This window comes from Pseudomonas sp. 25 R 14, assembly GCF_900004755.1.
Lineage (GTDB): Bacteria > Pseudomonadota > Gammaproteobacteria > Pseudomonadales > Pseudomonadaceae > Aquipseudomonas > Aquipseudomonas brenneri.
Map to the genome: position 1 here is coordinate 128,862 of NZ_CVTS01000062.1, position 20,114 is coordinate 148,975.

Here is a 20,114-nt window from a genome sequence, read left to right on the forward strand (position 1 = left end):
TGAGGCGATCCGCTTTATTCGCTATAGCTAATAAACGCTGAATACGTTAGATAAATTATCCGAGTGCACAGTTGTTGGCTCAATGACGGTTTGATTTGCAGGGGTTTCTATGTCGCAACCGGCACAAAAGCTTCGACTCGGCGCCCTGATTGCGCTGGTGGTGGGCTCGATGATTGGCGGCGGGATTTTCTCGTTGCCGCAAAACATTGCCGCACGGGCAGAGGTGGGAGCGATCCTGATCGGTTGGGGCATCACCGCCATCGGCATGCTGACCCTGGCCTTTGTGTTCCAGACGTTGGCCAACCGTAAACCCAACCTGGATTCAGGGGTGTACGCCTATGCCAAGGCCGGGTTTGGCGACTACATGGGGTTTTCTTCGGCCTGGGGTTACTGGATCAGTGCCTGGATGGGCAACGTCGGCTATTTCGTGTTGCTGTTCAGCACCCTCGGCTATTTTTTCCCAGTGTTTGGCCAGGGCAATACGCCGGTGGCCATTGGCTGCGCATCGTTGCTGCTGTGGGCTGTGCATTTCCTGGTGCTGCGCGGCATCAAGGAGGCGGCGTTTATCAATCAGGTCACCACCGTGGCGAAGATCGTGCCGCTGCTAATGTTTATCGTCATCGCTGCCGTGGCGTTCAAGGCGGATATTTTCACCCGCGATATCTGGGGCCTGGGCAACCCGGAGTTCGGTGGGGTGATGGATCAGGTGCGCAACATGATGTTGGTCACCGTGTTTGTGTTTATCGGTATCGAAGGTGCCAGCGTGTACTCGGCCCGGGCGGAAAAACGCTCGGATGTGGGGCGCGCCACGGTGATCGGTTTTATCGGGGTGCTGGCGCTGCTGGTGCTGGTCAACGTGTTGTCCCTGGGGATTATGAGCCAGCCGGAGTTGGCCAACTTGCAGAACCCGTCCCTGGCGGGCGTGCTGGAGCATATTGTCGGCCCCTGGGGCGCGATGTTGATCAGCATCGGCCTGGCCGTGTCGTTGCTCGGTGCGTTGCTGTCATGGGCGTTGTTGTGTGCCGAAATTCTCTACGCCACCGCCCACGACAAGACCATGCCGGCCTTCCTGAAAAAGGAAAATGCCAACCGTGTGCCGGTCAATGCCCTGTGGTTGACCAATGTGATGATCCAGATTTTCCTGGTGATCACCCTGTTTTCCGCCAGTACCTACACCACGCTGATCTACCTGGCGTCGTCGATGATCCTGGTGCCGTATTTGTGGTCGGCGGCCTATGCCGTGCTGCTGTGCGGGCGTGGTGAAACCTATGAAAATGCCCACCGCGCGCGCCTCAAGGACCTGCTGATTGGGGTGATTGCACTGGGTTATGCGGTGTGGCTGCTGTATGCCGGTGGCCTGAAATACCTGCTGCTGTCGGCGCTGTTGTATGCGCCGGGGGTGATCCTGTTTGCCCAGGCCAAGCGCGAGCAGGGCCAGCCCCTGTTTACCTTGTTGGAAAAAGGCATTTTCAGCTGTGTGATCGCCGGGGCGAGCCTGGCGGCGTATGGGTTGTACAGTGGCGTGCTGACCTTGTGAGCATGACGGTTGAATGATTGTGCGGGTGAGGGCCTCATCGCGGGCAAGCCCGCGATGACAATTGCAAGGTCACCACTGGGCCCGATGCGCGCCCAGTTCCCCTGCCGGCAAATCCCACTGCAGCGGTGTCCCCGTAATTGTCAGCGGCGCCAGCAGCCGATGAGCCGGGCCCCAGGCCGTCTGTTCCACCACCAGGCCTTGATCGCTCGGATCTTCTTCACGCAACGCGGGTTGTTCCACACGGTTTCCCGACTCGACCAACAGCTTCGCCGTGCGCGCCAGCGACAGACGTGACGAACCGCCACGCCCACTGCGCAGGCGTTCGGCCAACGCCTGTATGGCACTGGCGGCCATCAGGTAGCCGGTTGCATGATCCAGCGCCTGCACTGGCAGCGGCACGGGTTTGTTCGCCTGTTTCCACTGCATGCCGGCGTGGGCAATCCCGCTGCTCATCTGCACCAGGCTGTCGAAGCCTCGGCGATTGCGCCATGGGCCGCTCCAGCCGTAGGCGTTCAGGCTGACGTCGATCAGGCCGGGGGCAATCTGCTGCAGTGTGGCGGTGTTGTAACCCAACTGCTCCAGGGCATCGGCCCGGTAGCCGTGGAACAGAATGTCGGCATCCTTGAGCAAGTGCTCAAATAATTGCCGGTCGTTGGAGGTCTTAAGGTCAAGGCGCGCGCAGCGCTTGCCCAGGGTCATTTCCGGCACGACCCCGGGTTCGTTCCAGGTGGGGGCGTCGATACGCAATACGTTGGCGCCAAGGCCGGCGAGAAAGCGACTGGCCACGGGGCCGGCCAGCACGCGGGTCAGGTCCAGCACCTTGATCCCCGCTAACGGGCGCGCCACGCTGCCGCGCCAGGGGATGTTGCTGGCTGCCTCGAAGTGCTGGCGTGCAACCAGGGGCTCCTGGTTGACCGCCAACCCCTGGGGGTGGGCCTGCCAGTCCGGCCATGCGCGCATCTGCGCGGCGCAACCACCTTCATCGACAATCGCGTGTTCCAGCTTGGCCGCGTTCCAGGGGGCTACCTTGAGCGCCATCGCCGCTCGATCCGCGACGTGGCCCAGCACGCGTTCGGCGGCCGCGCGATGATGGGGGGCGTTGGTGTGCAGGCGAATCCAGCCGTCGGCGCAGGCGTAGTCGCCGGCAATCGGGTCCCATAGCGGCGGTACGCTCCAACCGAGCGGACGCAGTGAGCTGGAGAACCAGAATGAGGCCAGGCGCCGGTCCACGCTGACAGTGGGTAGGCGTCCGGTCTGTTGCTCCAGCAGCCGGGCGACGGCCTGGCCTGCTGCACCGATACTGGCACAGGCCAGTTCAGTGACGGCGAAGGTTGAAGGCAGGGCGCCGGCCTCGGTGATGGTCAGCGCGGTGGGTGGCAGATCGAGTGCAACCTCGATGGATGTGAGCAGATCAGTCATCAACGGCCCTCCTTACAAGAAGGGCCATCATAGAAGATCTTCAGGGGAGTGCTGCAACCCCTGGCGTCAGTGGCAATTCCAGAGTGGCGATGAATCCGCCGTCGGGGTGGTTGGCCAGGGTCAGGCTACCGCCGTGACGTTCGGCGGCCCGCCGCGCAATCGCCAGGCCCAGGCCATGGCCGGGGGCCGTTTGCCCGGGGGCGCGGTAAAACGGCTCGCCCAATTGCTTCAAGTGTTCGGCATCGGCGCCGGGGCCATGGTCGCGCACACTGATCACAATCTGTTCGGCTATGCTGCGGGCCTGTATTTCAATCGGCTGGGTAGGCGGGTTGAAGCGCTGGGCATTGCGCAACAGGTTGTCCAGCGCACGTTCGAGCATGTGCGGCCAGCCTTTGAGTGTCAGCGCGGGGTCGGCATGCAACTGCACGAGTTGTTCCGGTGCGCTGAGCTGGGCATCTTTTTGCAGGGTATTGAGCAGCGGGTTGAGGTCAACGTCTTCAGGGCTGGCGTTGTCGGCATCGACGCGGGCCAGCACCAGAATCTCGCTGATCAAGGCCTCCAGGCGATCGCATTCGAGGGTCAGGCGCGGCCAGAGTTTTTCCCGCGCCTCAGGGGTGGCCCGTTCGGCCAGGGCCAGGGCGATCCGCAGGCGCGCCAGGGGCGAGCGCAGTTCGTGGGATACATCGCGCAGCAATTGGCGCTGGCTGCCGATCAGGCTTTGCAGACGCGCGCCCATGCGGTTGAAGTCGGTGGCCAGCACCCCAAATTCATCGCGCCGGTTGGCCAGGCGCGCCAGGCTGTTTTGCTGGTACGTGGTCTGGCCCAGATCGTGGACCGCGCCGCGCAGGCGGCTGAGGGGGCGGGTGATCGACAGGGTCACCAGCAGGCTGAACAGGGTCAGTACCACCAGCGCGATCGCCAGCGCACTAAAGGGCCAGAGCAGGCTGCTGCGGTGCCAGGCGTCCAGTTCCGGCAAGGCGATGCGGTAGATCAGCAGGTAGGTGTCGCCGGTTCGTTCACTGGTGTACTCGGCCGTCAGGCGCCGCCAGGGCAGGCGGCTGTCATGGCTGTCATGTTGGCGGGCTTCGAAGGCAGCGGAGCGGCGCGGGAAGGTGCCGCGCACCACCGGGTCACCGCTTTCGTTGAGCACCTGTACATCGACGTGGTACTGGCGCCTGCGTTGTTGCAGCAAGTCCTGGGCGGCGTCCTCGCCTTGGGTTTCATAGACCCGGGTCCATTCTTCGGCCAGGTTATTGAGGCCTGGGTGACGGCTGAGAATCCAGGCGTCCTGGTTGAGCATATGCCCAAGCAGGATCGACAGCCCGGCAACCAGGGCGATGGCCAGCCAGAAACTGGCAAGGATGCGCCAGAAGAGTGAACGCACAGGAAACCCTCAAACAGGAAAAGCCCAGTGGCGCGGGCCACTGGGCTGGGAGGTAGCTAACGCATTATTGCGCTTTTTGCGGTTGTTGCGCTTTCCAGGCCTGGAACTGCTGCCATTCGGCCTTGCGCTCGGCGCGTTTCTTCGCCATTTCGTCGAACTTCTTCTGCTGGTCGGGCTTGAGCAGGGCGCGGATGTCGGCCTGGGTTTTCTGTTTGGCGGCGGCCATCTCGTCGTTCATGGCTTTCTGCTCGGCGGCCGGCAGTTTATCCAGGTATTTCTTGACCAGTTGCTGGCGACCTTCGCGTTGCTCGCCCATCAATTTGCCGATCTGCTGGCGCTGTTCGCGGGTCAGGTCCAGTTGGCTGAAAGGGCCGCCTTTGCCGCGCATGCCGTGTTCACCGCCGTGGCCCGGGCCGCCCATCATATGGCCTTCTGGACCGCCCATCGGGCCTTGGCCTTCTGGCATGGCCATGGCGACGGTAGGCAGGGCGGCAGCGAACATCAAAGCGATAAGGGTCTTGCGCATGGTGTTTCTCCTTGTCTCGGTTCCGGTGAGTCCGGATGTGAGTAGATTACAAAGATCAAGGTCAGCCGCCGTCAGCGCAGGGTAAAGTTTAAGTAAGGAAGGGGCAGCTACAAGTTACGAGCTACAAGCGGCAAGCTAAGAGCTTTTCACTTGTCGCTGCTCTTAAAGACTGTAGTAGTAGCCACGGCTGCGCAGTGCGACGATCCGCGGGCGGCCGTCGGCATGCGGGCCGATTTTCTTGCGCAGGTTGCTGACGTGCATGTCCAGGCTGCGGTCATACAGGGTCAGCTTGCGGCCCAGGGCAATCTGCGCCAGTTCCTGCTTGTCCAGCGGCTCGCCTGGCTGGCGCAGCAAGGCTTCCAACAGACGGCTTTCGGACAGGGTGAGGGTCAGTTCCTGATGGTCGATGGTGACGACACCCCGTACCGGGCTGAAGCACAGGTCGCCCAGTTCCAGTTGGCTCGACACCGCAGTCGGGTGACTGCGGCGCAGGACTGCGCGCAAGCGGGCGGTCAGTTCGCGTGGATCGCATGGCTTGGCCAGGTAATCATCGGCGCCCAGTTCCAGGCCGAGGATCCGGTCCAGGGGCTCGCCCCGGGCCGAGAGCATCAGCACCGGCAATTCCGGGTGGTCGGCGCGCAGTTGCTTGAGCAACTCCAGGCCGCTGCCATCGGGCAGCATCACGTCCAGCACCACGGCCGCCGGAGCGGCCTCGGCCAGGGCCTGGCGTGCGCTCACGCCGTCATGGCAAGCGCGTACCTGGAACCCTTCCTGGCTCAACCAACTGGTCAGCAGCTCACAGAGCTCCTGGTCATCATCTATCAGTAACAGCTCGCTCATGACTCACTCAATTTAGCCATTGTCGACGGCGCCGATGCCCGCCACTGGCGAAGATACCGCACAGCAGGGCAACCAGCGCAACTCCTGCGCCAATCACGAACCACTGCTGCTGATCGGTAAGCCAGCGTGGCAGGGCACCGCCTTGCGCTTCCTTGAGTTGCTGGGCCAGGCGTTGATTGTCCTGGCGCAGCCGGCTCAACTGCGCACTCTCGCGGGTGGCATCGGCAGTTTGCAATTGTTTGTTCAGTTCTTCGCGCAGGCGTTCGCTTTCTTTCAAGCGTTGCTGCAACTCGGTGACCTGGCTGCCGGCACTCAAGGACAGGGGCGTTGAACTGCCGGTGTTCGAGGTTTCTTCAGCATGGGCCGTAGCCCCGATCGTTAACACTGCCAACAGACACAACTGACTTAAGCGCATCGGAACTCCTGATTCCACACGAATATTCAGAACGTTGTCGGCAGGTTACCGAGAATAATGAGCGATTAGGAGTACGCCGAACCCAATAGGTTCAGCGCTACATCGATCAAGGCAGGACTTGTTTGAACGGCTTGATCACGACATCGGCATACACGCCGGCCGCCACATACGGGTCGGCCTTGGCCCAGGCCTGGGCGTCGGCCAGGGAGGCGAACTCGGCGACGATCAGGCTGCCCGTGAAACCAGCGTCGCCCGGATCATTGCTGTCGACCGCCGGGTGCGGACCGGCGAGCACGATGCGCCCTTCGGCTTGCAGCGCCTTGAGGCGTTCCACGTGTGCCGGGCGCGCGGCCAGGCGTTTTTCCAGGGAGTTGGCGACGTCGGTGGCAATGATGGCGTAGAGCATGTCAGTCCTCGGTTTTTGGCGTGGTAGGGTCGGTGTCATGCAGGTGGCGCGACAGGTAGATGCCCTGGGCAACCAGGAACACCACGGTCATGCCCAGGCTGCCAAACACCTTGAAGTCGACCCAGTAGCTCTGGAAGGTAAAGGCCACGAACAGGTTGGCCGCGCCGCAGAACAGGAAAAACAGGATCCAGGCGATGTTCAGGCGGGTCCAGATCGGCTCCGGCAAGCTCAAGGCGTGGCCCATGATCCGCTTGATCAGCAGGCGGTCGCCAATGAAATGGCTGCCGATAAAGGCCAGGGCGAACAGCCAGTTGACCACCGGGGCTTTCCATTTAAGGAAGGTTTCGCTGTGGAAGGCCAGGGTCAGGCCGCCGAAGACCAGGCAGGCGATGAGGGTCAGCCATTGGCTTTTTTCCAGCTTGCGCTGGGAGATGAAGATCGCGCCGTAGACCACCAGGGAACTGATGATCAGTACCGCCGTGGCGCTGTAGATGCCGCCGAACGACAGCTCATGGCCGCCGATATCGATGACCCGTGGATCAGTTTTGAAAACGATGAAGAACAGCAACAGCGGGATGAAGTCGATGAATTGTTTCACAGTAAGAGCCAGAAGCTGGATGTGGCGGCATAATAACAAACATCCTTGGTAGCGAAAGCGCCAGCTGACTTGAGGTTACACACTTCCGTGAATGTTGATTTGCACTGCCACAGCACGGCCTCCGACGGCGCCCTGGCGCCCGCGGTACTGGTTGCGCGTGCGTTTGAAAAAGGCGTGCGAGTCTTGTCGTTGACCGACCACGACACCCTTGAAGGCCTGGATGAGGCCCGTAGTGCCGCCACAGCGCTGGGGATGCAGCTGGTCAATGGCGTCGAATTGTCCTGCACCTGGGGTGGTGCGACCATTCATGTGTTGGGCTATGGGTTCGACGTCACGGCCCCGCCGCTGGTGGAGGCCATCGCCCGGTTGCACGATGGCCGCTGGCTGCGGTCCGAAGAAATAAGCCGCAAACTGGCGCTCAAGGGCATGCCCAACGCCCTTGAAGGCGCCCGTGCGATCCAGCAGGAACTGGGCGACAGCGGCAACGCCCCGGCCCGCCCGCATTTTGCCGACTGGATGGTGCGCGAAGGTTTCGTCAAGGATCGCGCCGAAGCGTTTCGCAAATGGCTGGGCGCCGGCAAGCTGGGGGACGTCAAGCTGCACTGGCCGACTCTCGAAGACACCGTGGCCACCCTGCGCGCTTCAGGAGCCTGGGTCAGCCTGGCACATCCCTGGCACTACGATTTCACCCGCAGTAAACGCCGCAAGCTGATAGGCGACTATATTCAAGCGGGTGGCCACGCCATCGAAGTGGTCAATGGGCATCAACCCGCCGAACAGGTTGGCAGCCTGGCGATTCTTGCCCGTGAGTTTGGTCTGCTGGTCAGTGCCGGCAGTGATTTCCATGGCCCAGGCGGCTGGTCGGAGATTGGCGAATACCGCCCGGTCCCGGAAGACTTGCCGCTCCTGTGGGGGCGATTCAAGCATGACCCCATTACCGCCACCGTCTGAACAGGTAGAAAACGTGAGTCAATTTTTCCAGATTCACCCGGAAAACCCGCAAGCGCGGCTGATCAAACAGGCTGTGGAGATCATTCGCGCCGGTGGTGTGGTGATCTACCCAACGGATTCCTCCTATGCGATCGGTTGTCAGATCGGTGACAAAAATGCCGTGGAGCGCGTAAGACGCCTGCGCGAGCTCGACAAGAACCACAACTTCGCGCTGATTTGCAGCGATCTGTCGCAACTGGGGCTGTTCGCCAAGGTCGATACGGGCACTTTCCGCCTGCTCAAGGCCCATACGCCGGGCCCCTACACCTTTATCCTCAATGCCACCCGCGAGGTGCCGCGCCTGCTGCTGCACCCCAAGAAGCGCACCATCGGCCTGCGTGTGCCGGAACACCCGATTGCCCTGGCACTGCTGGCGGAACTGGGTGAGCCATTGATGAGTGTTTCGCTGATTATGCCCGGTGAATCCGAGCCGCTGTACGACCCCTACGAAATGCGCCAACTCCTGGAAAAACACGTCGACCTGATCATCGACGGCGGCTATGGCGGCAACAAGGCGTCTACCGTGATCAACCTGGCCGACGGCGAGCCTGAGGTGGTGCGCGTCGGTTGTGGCGACCCCACACCGTTTATGGTCGAGGCCTGAATGTCGTCTGTGGAAACCGTCGACAGCCAGGCCGGCGCCCAGCAAGAACTGCCATTTGCCATGGTCTATGGCCAGGCGGTCATGGAAATGCCCCTGGATTTGTACATCCCGCCGGATGCTCTGGAAGTGTTCCTTGAAGCCTTCGAAGGCCCGCTGGACTTGCTGCTGTACCTGATCCGCAAACAAAACATCAATATCCTCGATATCCCGGTGGCGGAAATCACTCGCCAGTACATGGGGTATGTCGAGTTGATGCAGTCGGTGCGTCTGGAACTGGCTGCCGAGTATCTGGTGATGGCCGCGATGTTGGCGGAGATCAAGTCGCGCATGCTGCTGCCGCGTTCGGAGACGATCGAAGCAGAAGAAGACGACCCGCGTGCCGAACTGATCCGCCGCCTGCAGGAATACGAGCGCTTCAAGGCCGCCGCCGAAGGCATTGACGGCTTGAGCCGTGTCGGTCGTGACGTGGTGGTGCCCAAGCTCGATGCCCCGGAAGCCCGGGCGCGCAAGTTGTTACCGGATGTGAGTCTGGAAGAGCTGCTGATGTCCATGGCCGAGGTGCTGCGCCGTGGCGATATGTTTGAAAGCCACCAGGTCAGCCGCGAAGCCTTGTCCACACGCGAGCGCATGAGTGATGTGCTGGAACGCCTCAAGGGCGGCGGTTTTGTGCCGTTTGTCGAGCTGTTCACCGCCGAAGAAGGGCGCCTGGGGGTGGTGGTGACCTTTATGGCGATCCTTGAACTGGTCAAGGAGTCCTTGGTCGAGTTGGTACAGAATGAGCCTTTTGCGGCTATCCACGTGCGGGCGCGAGCCGAATAACGAGCTGAATCGATGAATCTGACTGAACCCCGCGAACTGGCGCCTTTGTTGGAAGCCTTCCTCTTGGCCTCGGGCAAGCCGCAATCGTTGGAACGCCTGTTCGAACTGTTTGAAGAGGCTGAGCGCCCGGAACCGCCGGTGTTCAAGAAGGCCCTGGAAATCCTGCGCAAATCCTGCGAAGGCCGTGCCTTTGAATTGCGCGAGGTCGCCTCGGGCTACCGCCTGCAAATCCGCGAAAAGTTTTCGCCGTGGGTCGGGCGACTGTGGGAAGAGCGCCCGCAGCGTTACTCCCGGGCGATGCTGGAGACCATGGCGCTGATTGCCTACCGCCAACCCATCACCCGTGGCGAGATCGAAGACGTGCGCGGCGTGGCGGTCAACAGCCATATCGTCAAGACGCTGTTGGAGCGCGAGTGGATCCGCATCGTCGGCTACCGCGACGTGCCCGGCAAACCGGCGATGTTTGCCACCACCAAGGTGTTTCTCGATCATTTCAACCTGAAGAACCTCGACGACCTGCCGCCGCTGGCCGAACTGCGCGAGATCGAGGCTGAGCCGGTGCTCGACTTCGACGACGCGCCGGTGCCGGCTGGCTTGCAGGAACTGGCTGATGCCAGCGCCGAGCCGCAAGAGCCGAAGGACGAGACCAGTTTCCATACGCTACTGTTGGAGCTGGATGATATGGAGCAGGGGATCAAGACCGACTTTGATGACTTGCTGCGCGATGGGGCAGCAGAGCCTGAGACGCCGGTGAACGTTGAAACGGCGCCTGAGGTCGAGCCTGAGCCTGAGGAAGACATCCTCGGCGTTGCGGCCGCCCGCGAAAAACTGCTGGCAGCCGTCGCCGCCCTGGAACAGCCCGAGTTGAGCGATGAAGAGGCCGAAGCCCGGGCACTGGCCGAAGCCATCGAAAACGAACGTCGCGAATTCGAAGACTGACCTGTCCCACCCTTGTAGGAGCTGGCTTGCCTGCGATACAGGCAACTCGGTACTTCAGGCAGACCATGCTGATGCTATCGCAGGCAAGCCAGCTCCCACAGAAAAGCCCTGTGCAGTGAGGTAGTGATGAGCTCCACCAAAGACCCCTGCATCAAAATCTGTAAATTCAGCGACGATATCTGCGTCGGCTGCGGGCGCAGCAAGCGCGAGATCCGGGCCTGGAAGAAGCTCGACAAAGTCGACAAGCGCGCGGTATTGGCCGAATCCCAGCTACGGCTGATTGCCCTCGGCGCCACCGGTCGGCGGAAAAGCAAATGACTGGGCACATATCGGCTAGTCTCTGATGCGCAATGCGCGCCATGAGCGTATGATTCGCGACCCTTTGGCGATGCGTTCGCCCAAGACCCAGATTTGAATACTCTTCAGGCCACGCCTGAATCGACACACCGGGAGGTGCTTAAGATGAAAGACCAAGACCAGAACGACAGCCAGGAAATCGGCCCAGCAGGCGAGAAACTGCAAAAAGTCCTCGCCCGTATCGGCGTCGGCTCGCGCCGCGACGTGGAAGCCTGGATCACCCAGAAGCGCATCAAGGTCAACGGCGTCGAGGCCACCCTTGGCCAGCGCGTCGACCTGCATGACGCGATCACCATTGATGGCAAGGTCATCAAGCGTGAAGAGGCCGCCGAATCAGTGCGCCGCGTGATCATGTACAACAAACCCGACGGCGAGATCTGCACCCGTGACGACCCGGAAGGCCGTCCAACCGTGTTCGACAAGATGCCCAAGCCTAAAGAAGGCCGTTGGATCAATATCGGCCGCCTGGACATCAACACCACCGGCTTGCTGATGTTTACCACCGACGGTGAACTGGCCAACCGCCTGATGCACCCGTCCTACGAGATGGACCGTGAATACGCCGTGCGTGTACGTGGTGAAGTCGATGACGAGATGATCGAGCGCCTCAAGGCCGGCGTCGTGCTGGAAGACGGCCCGGCCAAGTTCACCGACATCAAGCAGGCGCCTGGTGGCGAAGGTTTCAACCACTGGTACCACTGCGTGGTGATGGAAGGGCGTAACCGTGAAGTACGTCGCCTGTGGGAATCCCAGGGTCTGGTGGTCAGCCGTCTGAAGCGCGTGCGTTTCGGCCCGGTGTTCCTCAACTCTGACCTGCCGATGGGTCGCTGGCGCGAAATGAGCCAGTACGAAGTCGACATCCTCAGTGCCGAAGTGGGCCTGACGCCTGTGGCCATGCCGCAGATGAATGCCAAGAGCAAGGACAAGCTGGAGCGTATGCAGCGTAAATCGTCGCGCCCAGTGGCACGCACCGAACGCGTTGCCCGGACCTTGCGCCCGGCCCTGGATGCACCGGCTACTGGCGGTCGCATTTCCCGTCAGCCGCAGATCGAGGGCGATCGTCGTCCATCGGCTCCGGCTCGCCAGGATGGCGAGCGTGCGCCGCGTACTCCGCGTCCAGCCGGCCGTGGCGAAGCGCCAACGGGCGGTCGCAGCAACCGTGGCGATGCAGGCCGTGGGGCGCCGCAGACCGATCGTCCAGCCGAAGGCGCCAAGCGCCCAGCCAAGCCAGCGCCGAAAAAGCGTCCAGGGCTCAAACTGGTGGCTGACGAGCCGTCGGGCAAGCGCCGTGGTGCGCCGGCAGGTTCCGGGCAGCGTCCGGGCTTTGGTCGCAAGAAGCCTTAAGGGCTGCGGCAAGCTGTAAGAAAAAGCGCCAACCTTCGGGTTGGCGTTTTTTTTTGCGCCGGATTTTGTGTAGGAGCGAGCTTGCTCGCGAAAAAATCAGAGCTGTCGTGGTTATCCAGAATGAATGCGGTGCCTGGGTGTTTCTCGCGAGCAAGCTCGCTCCTACAGATGATGGCAAGCCCGGTCGTCATGAATGTCTTCCGCGCTGTAACAATTATTTTACGAAGGGCCTGAGCCTATGCCTGTCTTGGTCTCGTGGGTTTTTATCTGTAAAGAAAACTTTCCGATCGGTCAGCAATCTCCCCGGCAAGGCTCCCTAACCAATCGAGCGGTGTACAATGCGCCGCGTTTTACTGTGACCCCCCTTGCGTACCCACGCAAAAGGCCAACCTCAAGGCTGACCCGCCTTATTAACTCCGCCTGGCCATAAGCCGGACGGGTTCGATTTCGTCACAGATAAAAACAAACAGGTGACGCATGACCGTAAGAAAGACGCTGAACTCCTGGTGCCTGCGCTGGGGTTTGATCGGCGCTGCTTGAGCAGGTTTCAAAGCAGCATCGTGCAATCAACATCATCAAACCTTGCGTGAGACCCTTTTCATGAGTGCAACCAACTCGCCTTCAGGTGAACTGAAGCGCGGCCTGAAAAATCGTCATATTCAATTGATCGCCCTCGGTGGCGCGATCGGTACCGGCCTGTTCCTGGGCTCGGCGGGGGTGCTGAAGTCAGCCGGCCCGTCGATGATCCTGGGCTATGCCATCTGCGGCTTTATCGCCTTCATGATCATGCGCCAACTGGGCGAAATGATCGTCGAAGAGCCGGTGGCCGGATCCTTCAGCCATTTTGCCCACAAGTACTGGGGCGGTTTCGCCGGTTTCCTGTCGGGCTGGAACTGCTGGATCCTCTATATCCTGGTGGGCATGTCGGAGCTTACGGCTGTCGGCAAATACGTGCATTACTGGTGGCCGGAGATTCCGACCTGGGTCTCGGCGGCGGCATTTTTCGTGCTGATCAATGTGATCAACCTGGCCAACGTCAAAGTGTTTGGCGAGGCTGAGTTCTGGTTTGCGATTATCAAGGTGGTGGCGATTGTCGGCATGATCGCCCTGGGCAGCTATCTGCTGGGCAGCGGCAGCGGCGGGCCACAGGCTTCGGTGAGCAACCTGTGGGAACACGGCGGGTTCTTCCCCCATGGCGTCGGTGGGCTGGTGATGGCCATGGCGATCATCATGTTCTCCTTCGGTGGCCTGGAGATGCTCGGTTTCACCGCCGCTGAAGCAGACCAGCCACGCACTGTGATTCCCAAGGCGATCAATCAGGTGATCTACCGCATCCTGATTTTCTACATCGGCGCCCTGGTGGTGCTGTTGTCGCTGACCCCGTGGGACAGCCTCCTGGCGACACTCAACGCGTCCGGCGATGCCTACAGCGGTAGCCCGTTCGTGCAGGTGTTCTCGATGCTGGGCAGCAACACCGCCGCGCATATCCTCAACTTTGTGGTGTTGACGGCGGCGCTGTCGGTGTACAACAGCGGTACTTACTGCAACAGCCGCATGCTGCTGGGCATGGCCGAGCAGGGCGATGCGCCGGCGGCATTGGCGAAGATCGACAAGCGCGGCGTACCTGTGCGCTCGATCCTGGCCTCGGCAGCAGTCACCCTGGTGGCGGTGCTGATGAACTACTGGATGCCGCAACACGCGCTGCAACTGCTGATGTCCCTGGTGGTGGCCACGCTGGTGATCAACTGGGCGATGATCAGCTTCTCGCACTTCAAGTTCCGCCAGCACATGAACCGCACGGGCCAGGTGCCCTTGTTCAAGGCGCTGTGGTATCCCTACGGCAACTATGTGTGCCTGGCGTTCGTGGTGTTTATCCTGGCGATCATGCTGATGACGCCGGGGATTCAGAAGTCGGTGTATGCGATCCCGGTATGGCTGGCGTTCATGTGGGTCTGCTATTTTTTCAAGAACAAGCGCAAGGCTCGGGAAAACCTGAGTGCGGTATCCTCGCTCAACAACTAGCCCACCCTGCAGGAGCCGGTAAGCCGGCTCCTGCAGGTGTCAACGGACCTGCTTTCCATGCTGGTGATCTCCAATAACGTGCACCTGCCCGATGCCGAAATCGAGTTGACGGCCATCCGCGCCCAGGGCGCTGGCGGGCAGAACGTCAATAAGGTCTCCAGCGCGGTGCATCTGCGCTTCGATATTCCGGCCTCGTCGCTGCCGCCGTTCTACAAGGAGCGGCTGCTGGCGCTGCGCGACAGCCGTATCACCAGCGAAGGCGTGCTGATCCTCAAGGCCCAGCAATACCGGACCCAAGAACAGAATCGTGCCGATGCCCTGGAGCGCCTGGTGGAGTTGATCCTCAGCGCGACCAAGGTCGAGAAAAAACGCCGCCCGACCAAACCCACCCTGGGCTCGAAAAAGCGTCGCCTGGAATCCAAGACCAAGCGCGGCAGCATCAAGGCCGGGCGCGGCAAGGTGGATTTTTAGCCGGCGTTACGTTCGTCGCGGTATTTGGGGGCCTGGCGATACAGGTACAGGCTCAACAGCAGCCCGGCGAAGGCGGCCAGCGCGGCAAACAAAAAGATCGAGGCAAAGCCGAAACCCGCCGCAATCGCCCCGGCCAGTGGCCCGGTGATGCCTAGGGACAAGTCGATAAACAGCGAGTAGGCACCCACCGCCGCGCCACGGCTGGAGGCGGGTACCAGGTTGACCGCTTCGACCCCCAGCGCCGGAAACACCAGGGAAAACCCGAAACCGCTCAAGGCCGCGCCCGCCAGGGCCAGCTCGGCATTCGGTGCCAGCCACAACAGCAGCAGGCCGAGGGTTTCCACCGACAGGCAGGCAATTGCCACGCGAAAGCCACCAATCCGGTTGATCAAATTACCAAACAGCAAGCGCGCGCCGATAAAGCTGGCGCCGAACAGGCTCAGGCACAGCACGGCGTTGTCCCAGTTCTGGGTCGCGTAATACAGGGTGATAAATGTGGCGATGGTGCCAAAGCCGATGGAGCCCAGGGCCAACCCGCAGCCGTGGGGCAGTACGCGGCCCAGCACATGCATGAAGGGCAGGCGTTCGCCCACCACGATGGGCGCCGCGACTTTCGGCCAGGCCAGCAGCAGGCCCAGCACCGCCAGTACAATGATGCTGGCGCCCATGCTCCACAGCCCAAGCCGGCTGACCAGCAGCACCCCCAGCGGTGCGCCAATCGCCAGGGCACCGTAGCTGGCGATACCGTTCCAGGAGATGACCTTGGCGGTATTCGCCGCGCCGACCCGGCCGATGCCCCAGCCAATGGAGCCCGAGCCCACCAGGCTTTCGGCACTGCCCAGGACCAGACGGCCAATCAACAGGCTGGTCAGGCTCAAGGCCGGCAGATGGGTCAATGCGGCGGATACCAGCATGAATACCCCGCTCAAGCCGCAGCCGGCCAGGCCGTACATCACTGCACGCTTGCTGCCACGGTTATCGATGATGCGTCCGGCATACGGGCGGCTCAACAGGGTGGCCAGGTACTGCACGCTGATCACCAGGCCCGCGATCACGGCGCCAAAGCCCAGGTCGCTGTGGACATAGCCCGGCAGTACGGCCAGGGGAATGCCGATATTCAGGTAGCCGATAAAGGTGAACAGCACGATGGAGACGACTTGCAGCGTGACCGCCATGGGGCGCTGGGTATCTGGCATGGGAAAGATCCACCGTCGCGGCAGGAAAAGATAGGCTGCTTATGATACCGGTGCTTTGCGCTGCGCAGGGAGGCAAAACACAACCCCGCACAAACTCTGTAGCCGTTATGTTTCGGGGTTGAGCATCCGGGTGGTCACCAGGGCTGCCAGGGCGTTTTCCTGGGTGCCAAAGCGCTTGAGCAGCAGCGCCTGTTTTTCCGGGCTGAGGCGGCTCCATACATCGACCATTTGCAGGGCGGCGCCGAGTATCGCTTCATCGGGGGAATGCTTGGGGGTGTCAGGCATGTTGCGTGTCTCTTGATTCAGGCGGTGTGGAAAGCGCGCAATGTCACGCTTTCCACACGGTCTGGGTGCTGCGGTCAGTCTTCGCTATCGCTGTCGACCGGTGCTGCTTGTGCTGGCGCTTGTTTATCGCTGCCGGCCTGTTGTGGGGTTGGCTGCTCGGTCTCGTGCAGGCTTGGGAAGGGGAGATTGGGAATCTCGTGCATCGTCGTCGCTCCTCGCAAGGTCTGTTGTGGGATTGCAGATGTGCCACGCTTTTTACAAAGCCTGGGCAGGATACAGCACTGCAAATGACAAAAAGACTTTTATCTCGCCAAATCCACCAACCTTCCTCTGCAACACACAAGTGACAAGAGGTCACACGCTGGCCTGGCGCGCCATGGCGGCCTTGTAGATCGAGTTCCTGGGCTGGGCAAAGACCCGGGCCAGCATCGGTTCGAAAAAGCTCAGGGGCAGGGTGTCGTAGGCCGGGTCGAAGGCAGCTGCGTCATACAGGGCGCAGAACTCGATGGTTTGCTCATACTGCGGGTGTTCGCCAAATTGTTCGCGCAGATGGCGATCCATGCCCAGGTGATGAAAGAAATAGTACCCCTGGAAAATCCCGTGCTTTTCCACCATCCACAGGTTCTGTGGGCTGACGAACGGTTTGAGGATCGCGGCGGCAATGTCCGGGTGATTGTAGGAGCCCAGGGTGTCACCAATGTCATGGAGCAGTGCGCAGACCACATATTCTTCGTCGCGGCCATCGTGCCAGGCGCGGCTGGCGGTTTGCAGGGAATGGGTCAGGCGGTCCACCGGGAAACCGCCGAAGTCGCCCTCCAAAAGCCGCAGGTGCGCCAGGATGCGCCCGGGCAGTTGTCGGGCGTAGGCACTGAAATCGGCGGCGATGATTGCCCAGTCTTCCTGGGTGCCGTCCTGCATATGAGTGAAGCGGGCCTGCTGGTTCATCGGCGCGTCTCTTATTGTTTTTGGGGGAGTTAGAACGGTACCTTGCCCAGAATCATGTCGCGGTACATGACGAAATCCCCCAGCAGGCTGTAGAACGGATGCTGGAAAGTTGCCGGACGGTTCTTCTCAAAGAAGAAGTGCCCGACCCAGGCAAAGCTGTAGCCGGCCACCGGCAGTACCCACAGCAGCCACCAGGCGCCCTTGCCGATGGCGAAAGCGAGAATAAAAATCACCAGGCTGGTGCCGATAAAATGCAGGCGCCGGCAGGTACTGTTGCCGTGCTCGCTCAGGTAATACGGGTAGAACTCGGCGAAGCTATTGAATTGTCTGATATTTTCCACGGTAGCCGGCCCTCTGGTTTTTGTTGTACCCGACGGATGTTCGGCGGGGAGCTTATTTGAGTCTAGAGTCATCACTGGCAAGGGCCAGTGACAATAGACGCCACTTTAGTATCCTTGGGTTCCTGGCTGCCGTTTTAGCCGTCCCTTCATAGAACGCGTGCAAGAAAACGCCATGAACGAACGAACGACTTCTGCAAGTTGGGCGATGGGGATAGTCAAGGCGCTGGAGCTCGAAGGCCTGGATTGCCGCAGCCTGTTCAAACAGCTGGGCCTGGATTACAGCGCCCTGGATGACCCCGATGCGCGTTTCCCCCAGGACTCCATGACCCGGCTCTGGCAACGGGCGGTGGAGGTGTCGGGCAATCCGGCCATCGGCCTGAATATGGGCAAGGTGGTGCGCCCGGCATCGTTTCATGTGGCGGGTTATGCCTTGATGTCCAGCAGCACCCTGGCCGAAGGGTTCGCCCGGCTGGTGCGCTACCAGCGGATCATTGCCGAAAGCGCTGACTTGAGCTTTCGCCTGTTGCCCGAAGGCTATGCGTTGATCCTCACGGTACACGGCGATCACCTGCCACCCACCCGGCAAAGCGCCGAGGCTTCGCTGGCATGTGCCCTGGCGTTATGTGGCTGGCTGACCGGGCGCACGTTGCAGCCGCGCAAGGTGTTGGTGCAGGGCGATCAGCCAGTGGATCTGGAACCCTATAAGCAGGCCTTTCATGCGCCATTGGTGTTCAACGCGCCGTATGACGCGCTGATTTTCGAGCGAGCGGATATGGAAGCGCCGTTGCCCACGGCCAATGAGGCGATGGCGCTGCTACATGATCGGTTTGCCGGGGAATACCTGGCGCGGTTTTCCGAGAGCCGGGTGACCCACAAGGCCCGCCAGGTATTGTGCCGGCTGTTGCCCCAGGGCGAACCCAAGCGTGAGGTGGTGGCGCAGACGTTGCACCTGTCCCAGCGCACGCTGCAGCGACGCTTGCAGGAGGAGGGCACCAGCTTCCAGGCCTTGCTCGACGACACCCGTCGCGAACTGGCTGAACAGTATTTGGCGCAGCCGAGCATGACCCTGCTGGAAATTGCCTATTTGCTGGGGTTTGCCGACCCGAGCAACTTCTTCCGCGCCTTTCGTCGCTGGTTCGATGCCACGCCCGGCGAGTACCGGGCGCGGTTGCTGGAGACGTCGGCGAGTGTCAGTGCCGCCAGAACGCCGGAATACACAGCACAAACACCGTGATGATCTCCAACCGACCCAGCAGCATGCCCAGGGACAGGATCCACTTGGCGGCATCCGGCAGGGTGGCGAAGTTACCGGCCGGGCCGATGGTCTCGCCCAGCCCCGGGCCCACGCCGGATACGGTACTGGCGGCGCCGGTCAAGGCGGTCATCCAGTCCACGCCCAGCAGGGACAGGGCCAGGGCGATCATGCAGATGGTAATGGCAAAGAAGAACGAGAACGTCAGGATCGACCGCACGATCTCTTCGTCCAGGCGATGGCCGTTGTATTTCTGCTTGATCACCGCCCGTGGGTGAATTAACTGATTCAAGTTGGCCTTGAGCAGGATATAGGCGACCTGGAAGCGGAAGATCTTGATCCCGCCCGCAGTGGAGCCCGAGCAACCGCCGACAAAACCCAGGTAGAAGAACAGCATCAGTGAGAAATTGCCCCACAGGCTGTAGTCGCCGAGGGCGAAGCCGGTGGTGGTGACCACGGACGTGACGTTCAGCGCCACATGGCGCAAGGCGTCCAGCCAATGCAGGTCGGTGGTCCACCAGTACCAGGTGCCGAGCACGATCCAGGTCACCAGTAGCATTGCGAGCAGGCCCTGCACCTGTTGGTCCCTGATCAGTGCCTTGCGGTTGCCGCGCAACGTGGCGACATACAAGGCAAACGGCAGGCTGCCCAGGATCATCACCACCACCGCCACCCAGTGCACCGCCGGTTGTTTCCAGTGGGCCAGGGACTCATCGGAGGTGGAGAAGCCGCCCGTGGAAATGGCCGACATCGCGTGGTTGATCGCGTCGAACAGGCCCATGCCGGCCCACCAGAACCCCAGGCTGCCGAGGATGGTGATACCGACATAGGCCGCCACGATCAGCCGCGCCACCATATGCGAGCGGGGCATGACTTTTTCGGAGCGGTCCGAGGATTCGGTCTGGAACAGGCGCATGCCACCGATGCGCAGCAGCGGCAGGATCGCTACCGCCATGCCGATAAAACCGATGCCGCCGAGCCAGTGCAGCATCGAGCGCCACATCAGGATCCCCGGCGACATGGTGTCCAGGCCACTGAGCACGGTGGCGCCAGTGGCGGTGATGCCAGACATGCTTTCAAAGAACGAGTCGGTATAGCTGATGTGCTGGGTCAGCAAAAACGGCAGCGCGGCAAAGATACATACCACCACCCAACTGCTGACGGTCAGCAGGTACATGTCCCGGGGGCGTAGTTGGACCTGCTCCGGGCGCCCGGGAATCACCAGGGCCAGGCCTGCGATAAAGGTGATCATGCTGGCCCAGAGAAAGGACGGCAGGTCGCTGGTGCGCTCGAAAAACACCAGGGTGGCCATGGGCACGACCATGGCGACCGCGAGGGTAATCAGGAAGATGCCGATGATGAAACCAATGATCCGCAGGGTCGGCATTGCCATGAATTGCGCTCGGGTGACAGTTGGAGGCGCC

The 20,114-nt window shown here is 61.3% G+C and carries 23 protein-coding genes; 10 read left to right on the top strand and 13 right to left on the bottom strand.

Annotated elements, in window-relative coordinates:
- Window positions 1–109: 109 nt before the first annotated feature.
- Window positions 110–1,537, top strand: coding sequence for an arginine-ornithine antiporter (arcD, locus tag BFQ03_RS21930; protein ID WP_065944011.1), 1,428 nt, complete (start codon window positions 110–112; stop codon window positions 1,535–1,537).
- Between the two features lie 69 nt (window positions 1,538–1,606).
- Here arcD and BFQ03_RS21935 read toward each other — a convergent pair whose 3' ends face one another.
- The 7 genes from BFQ03_RS21935 to BFQ03_RS21965 all read right to left on the bottom strand — a co-directional run bounded on the left by BFQ03_RS21935 (window position 1,607) and on the right by BFQ03_RS21965 (window position 7,125).
- Window positions 1,607–2,956, bottom strand: coding sequence for a CoA transferase (locus BFQ03_RS21935; protein ID WP_065944012.1), 1,350 nt, complete (start codon window positions 2,954–2,956; stop codon window positions 1,607–1,609).
- Window positions 2,957–2,996: 40 nt separating this feature from the next.
- The gene (locus BFQ03_RS21940) at window positions 2,997–4,340 is read right to left on the bottom strand and encodes a sensor histidine kinase (protein WP_065944013.1); all 1,344 of its coding nucleotides are present in this window, start codon (window positions 4,338–4,340) and stop codon (window positions 2,997–2,999) included.
- A 64-nt stretch (window positions 4,341–4,404) separates the two neighbouring features.
- The gene (locus BFQ03_RS21945; protein WP_032862527.1) at window positions 4,405–4,866 is read right to left on the bottom strand and encodes an LTXXQ domain protein; all 462 of its coding nucleotides are present in this window, start codon (window positions 4,864–4,866) and stop codon (window positions 4,405–4,407) included.
- 162 nt (window positions 4,867–5,028) lie between these two features.
- The gene (locus tag BFQ03_RS21950) at window positions 5,029–5,706 is read right to left on the bottom strand and encodes a response regulator transcription factor (protein WP_032862528.1); all 678 of its coding nucleotides are present in this window, start codon (window positions 5,704–5,706) and stop codon (window positions 5,029–5,031) included.
- A 7-nt stretch (window positions 5,707–5,713) separates the two neighbouring features.
- The gene (locus tag BFQ03_RS21955; protein ID WP_032862529.1) at window positions 5,714–6,121 is read right to left on the bottom strand and encodes an SH3 domain-containing protein; all 408 of its coding nucleotides are present in this window, start codon (window positions 6,119–6,121) and stop codon (window positions 5,714–5,716) included.
- A 106-nt stretch (window positions 6,122–6,227) separates the two neighbouring features.
- Window positions 6,228–6,527: a YciI family protein gene (locus BFQ03_RS21960; RefSeq protein WP_065944014.1), complete on the bottom strand. Its 300-nt coding sequence runs from the start codon at window positions 6,525–6,527 to the stop codon at window positions 6,228–6,230.
- Between the two features lies 1 nt (window position 6,528).
- Window positions 6,529–7,125 carry a septation protein A gene (locus BFQ03_RS21965; protein WP_032862531.1) on the bottom strand — a complete coding sequence of 199 codons (597 nt, stop codon included), beginning with the start codon at window positions 7,123–7,125 and terminating at the stop codon, window positions 6,529–6,531.
- An 87-nt stretch (window positions 7,126–7,212) separates the two neighbouring features.
- On the opposite strand from BFQ03_RS21965, the gene BFQ03_RS21970 reads away from it, so the two are divergent.
- From BFQ03_RS21970 to arfB, 8 genes are all read left to right on the top strand, one after another.
- On the top strand, window positions 7,213–8,076 hold the full coding sequence (locus BFQ03_RS21970; RefSeq protein WP_032862532.1) for a PHP domain-containing protein: 864 nt from the start codon (window positions 7,213–7,215) through the stop codon (window positions 8,074–8,076).
- Window positions 8,077–8,089: 13 nt separating this feature from the next.
- Window positions 8,090–8,719: an L-threonylcarbamoyladenylate synthase gene (locus BFQ03_RS21975; RefSeq protein ID WP_032862533.1), complete on the top strand. Its 630-nt coding sequence runs from the start codon at window positions 8,090–8,092 to the stop codon at window positions 8,717–8,719.
- A 120-nt stretch (window positions 8,720–8,839) separates the two neighbouring features.
- The gene (locus BFQ03_RS21980) at window positions 8,840–9,538 is read left to right on the top strand and encodes a segregation and condensation protein A (protein ID WP_169851199.1); all 699 of its coding nucleotides are present in this window, start codon (window positions 8,840–8,842) and stop codon (window positions 9,536–9,538) included.
- 12 nt (window positions 9,539–9,550) lie between these two features.
- On the top strand, window positions 9,551–10,477 hold the full coding sequence (scpB, locus tag BFQ03_RS21985; protein WP_032862535.1) for an SMC-Scp complex subunit ScpB: 927 nt from the start codon (window positions 9,551–9,553) through the stop codon (window positions 10,475–10,477).
- 126 nt (window positions 10,478–10,603) lie between these two features.
- A complete protein-coding gene (locus BFQ03_RS21990) occupies window positions 10,604–10,795 on the top strand; it encodes a DUF1289 domain-containing protein (protein WP_065944015.1) in 192 nt (63 codons plus the stop codon).
- Between the two features lie 144 nt (window positions 10,796–10,939).
- Window positions 10,940–12,178, top strand: coding sequence for a 23S rRNA pseudouridine(2605) synthase RluB (gene rluB, locus BFQ03_RS21995; protein ID WP_029296351.1), 1,239 nt, complete (start codon window positions 10,940–10,942; stop codon window positions 12,176–12,178).
- 600 nt (window positions 12,179–12,778) lie between these two features.
- The gene (locus tag BFQ03_RS22000) at window positions 12,779–14,200 is read left to right on the top strand and encodes an amino acid permease (RefSeq protein WP_065944016.1); all 1,422 of its coding nucleotides are present in this window, start codon (window positions 12,779–12,781) and stop codon (window positions 14,198–14,200) included.
- Window positions 14,201–14,257: 57 nt separating this feature from the next.
- Window positions 14,258–14,671, top strand: a complete 414-nt coding sequence (gene arfB, locus BFQ03_RS22005) for an alternative ribosome rescue aminoacyl-tRNA hydrolase ArfB (protein WP_032862538.1) — start codon at window positions 14,258–14,260, stop codon at window positions 14,669–14,671.
- Here the strand turns inward: arfB and BFQ03_RS22010 are convergent.
- The 5 genes from BFQ03_RS22010 to BFQ03_RS22025 all read right to left on the bottom strand — a co-directional run bounded on the left by BFQ03_RS22010 (window position 14,668) and on the right by BFQ03_RS22025 (window position 17,438).
- The gene (locus tag BFQ03_RS22010) at window positions 14,668–15,867 is read right to left on the bottom strand and encodes an MFS transporter (RefSeq protein WP_032862539.1); all 1,200 of its coding nucleotides are present in this window, start codon (window positions 15,865–15,867) and stop codon (window positions 14,668–14,670) included. The genes arfB and BFQ03_RS22010 overlap by 4 nt on opposite strands.
- Before the next feature lie 105 nt (window positions 15,868–15,972).
- Window positions 15,973–16,152, bottom strand: a complete 180-nt coding sequence (locus BFQ03_RS22015) for a hypothetical protein (protein WP_032862540.1) — start codon at window positions 16,150–16,152, stop codon at window positions 15,973–15,975.
- Between the two features lie 74 nt (window positions 16,153–16,226).
- A complete protein-coding gene (locus tag BFQ03_RS31020) occupies window positions 16,227–16,355 on the bottom strand; it encodes a hypothetical protein (RefSeq protein ID WP_262975313.1) in 129 nt (42 codons plus the stop codon).
- A gap of 151 nt (window positions 16,356–16,506) precedes the next feature.
- Window positions 16,507–17,097 (bottom strand): HD domain-containing protein, encoded by a 591-nt coding sequence (locus tag BFQ03_RS22020; RefSeq protein ID WP_032862541.1) that lies wholly within the window; start codon window positions 17,095–17,097, stop codon window positions 16,507–16,509.
- Between the two features lie 29 nt (window positions 17,098–17,126).
- Complete coding sequence (locus tag BFQ03_RS22025; RefSeq protein ID WP_032862542.1) at window positions 17,127–17,438, bottom strand: Mpo1-like protein; 312 nt, start codon at window positions 17,436–17,438, stop codon at window positions 17,127–17,129.
- A gap of 172 nt (window positions 17,439–17,610) precedes the next feature.
- On the opposite strand from BFQ03_RS22025, the gene BFQ03_RS22030 reads away from it, so the two are divergent.
- Entirely contained in the window at window positions 17,611–18,672 is a 1,062-nt protein-coding gene (locus BFQ03_RS22030) for an AraC family transcriptional regulator (protein WP_082445657.1), read from the top strand.
- Here the strand turns inward: BFQ03_RS22030 and BFQ03_RS22035 are convergent.
- A complete protein-coding gene (locus BFQ03_RS22035) occupies window positions 18,629–20,083 on the bottom strand; it encodes a TrkH family potassium uptake protein (protein ID WP_032862544.1) in 1,455 nt (484 codons plus the stop codon). The genes BFQ03_RS22030 and BFQ03_RS22035 overlap by 44 nt on opposite strands.
- Between the last annotated feature and the right edge of the window lie 31 nt (window positions 20,084–20,114).

Bases quoted from the DNA above. Each gene is read 5' to 3' on its own strand.
- BFQ03_RS22015 (WP_032862540.1), bottom strand. From the start codon at position 16,152: ATGCCTGACACCCCCAAGCATTCCCCCGATGAAGCGATACTCGGCGCC.
- BFQ03_RS21950 (WP_032862528.1), bottom strand. From the start codon at position 5,706: ATGAGCGAGCTGTTACTGATAGATGATGACCAGGAGCTCTGTGAGCTG.
- BFQ03_RS22010 (WP_032862539.1), bottom strand. From the start codon at position 15,867: ATGCCAGATACCCAGCGCCCCATGGCGGTCACGCTGCAAGTCGTCTCC.
- BFQ03_RS22030 (WP_082445657.1), top strand. From the start codon at position 17,611: ATGAACGAACGAACGACTTCTGCAAGTTGGGCGATGGGGATAGTCAAG.
- rluB (WP_029296351.1), top strand. From the start codon at position 10,940: ATGAAAGACCAAGACCAGAACGACAGCCAGGAAATCGGCCCAGCAGGC.
- BFQ03_RS21960 (WP_065944014.1), bottom strand. From the start codon at position 6,527: ATGCTCTACGCCATCATTGCCACCGACGTCGCCAACTCCCTGGAAAAA.
- BFQ03_RS21945 (WP_032862527.1), bottom strand. From the start codon at position 4,866: ATGCGCAAGACCCTTATCGCTTTGATGTTCGCTGCCGCCCTGCCTACC.
- BFQ03_RS22020 (WP_032862541.1), bottom strand. From the start codon at position 17,097: ATGAACCAGCAGGCCCGCTTCACTCATATGCAGGACGGCACCCAGGAA.
- BFQ03_RS21955 (WP_032862529.1), bottom strand. From the start codon at position 6,121: ATGCGCTTAAGTCAGTTGTGTCTGTTGGCAGTGTTAACGATCGGGGCT.
- BFQ03_RS22000 (WP_065944016.1), top strand. From the start codon at position 12,779: ATGAGTGCAACCAACTCGCCTTCAGGTGAACTGAAGCGCGGCCTGAAA.
- BFQ03_RS21935 (WP_065944012.1), bottom strand. From the start codon at position 2,956: ATGACTGATCTGCTCACATCCATCGAGGTTGCACTCGATCTGCCACCC.
- arfB (WP_032862538.1), top strand. From the start codon at position 14,258: ATGCTGGTGATCTCCAATAACGTGCACCTGCCCGATGCCGAAATCGAG.
- BFQ03_RS22035 (WP_032862544.1), bottom strand. From the start codon at position 20,083: ATGGCAATGCCGACCCTGCGGATCATTGGTTTCATCATCGGCATCTTC.
- arcD (WP_065944011.1), top strand. From the start codon at position 110: ATGTCGCAACCGGCACAAAAGCTTCGACTCGGCGCCCTGATTGCGCTG.
- scpB (WP_032862535.1), top strand. From the start codon at position 9,551: ATGAATCTGACTGAACCCCGCGAACTGGCGCCTTTGTTGGAAGCCTTC.
- BFQ03_RS21990 (WP_065944015.1), top strand. From the start codon at position 10,604: ATGAGCTCCACCAAAGACCCCTGCATCAAAATCTGTAAATTCAGCGAC.
- BFQ03_RS31020 (WP_262975313.1), bottom strand. From the start codon at position 16,355: ATGCACGAGATTCCCAATCTCCCCTTCCCAAGCCTGCACGAGACCGAG.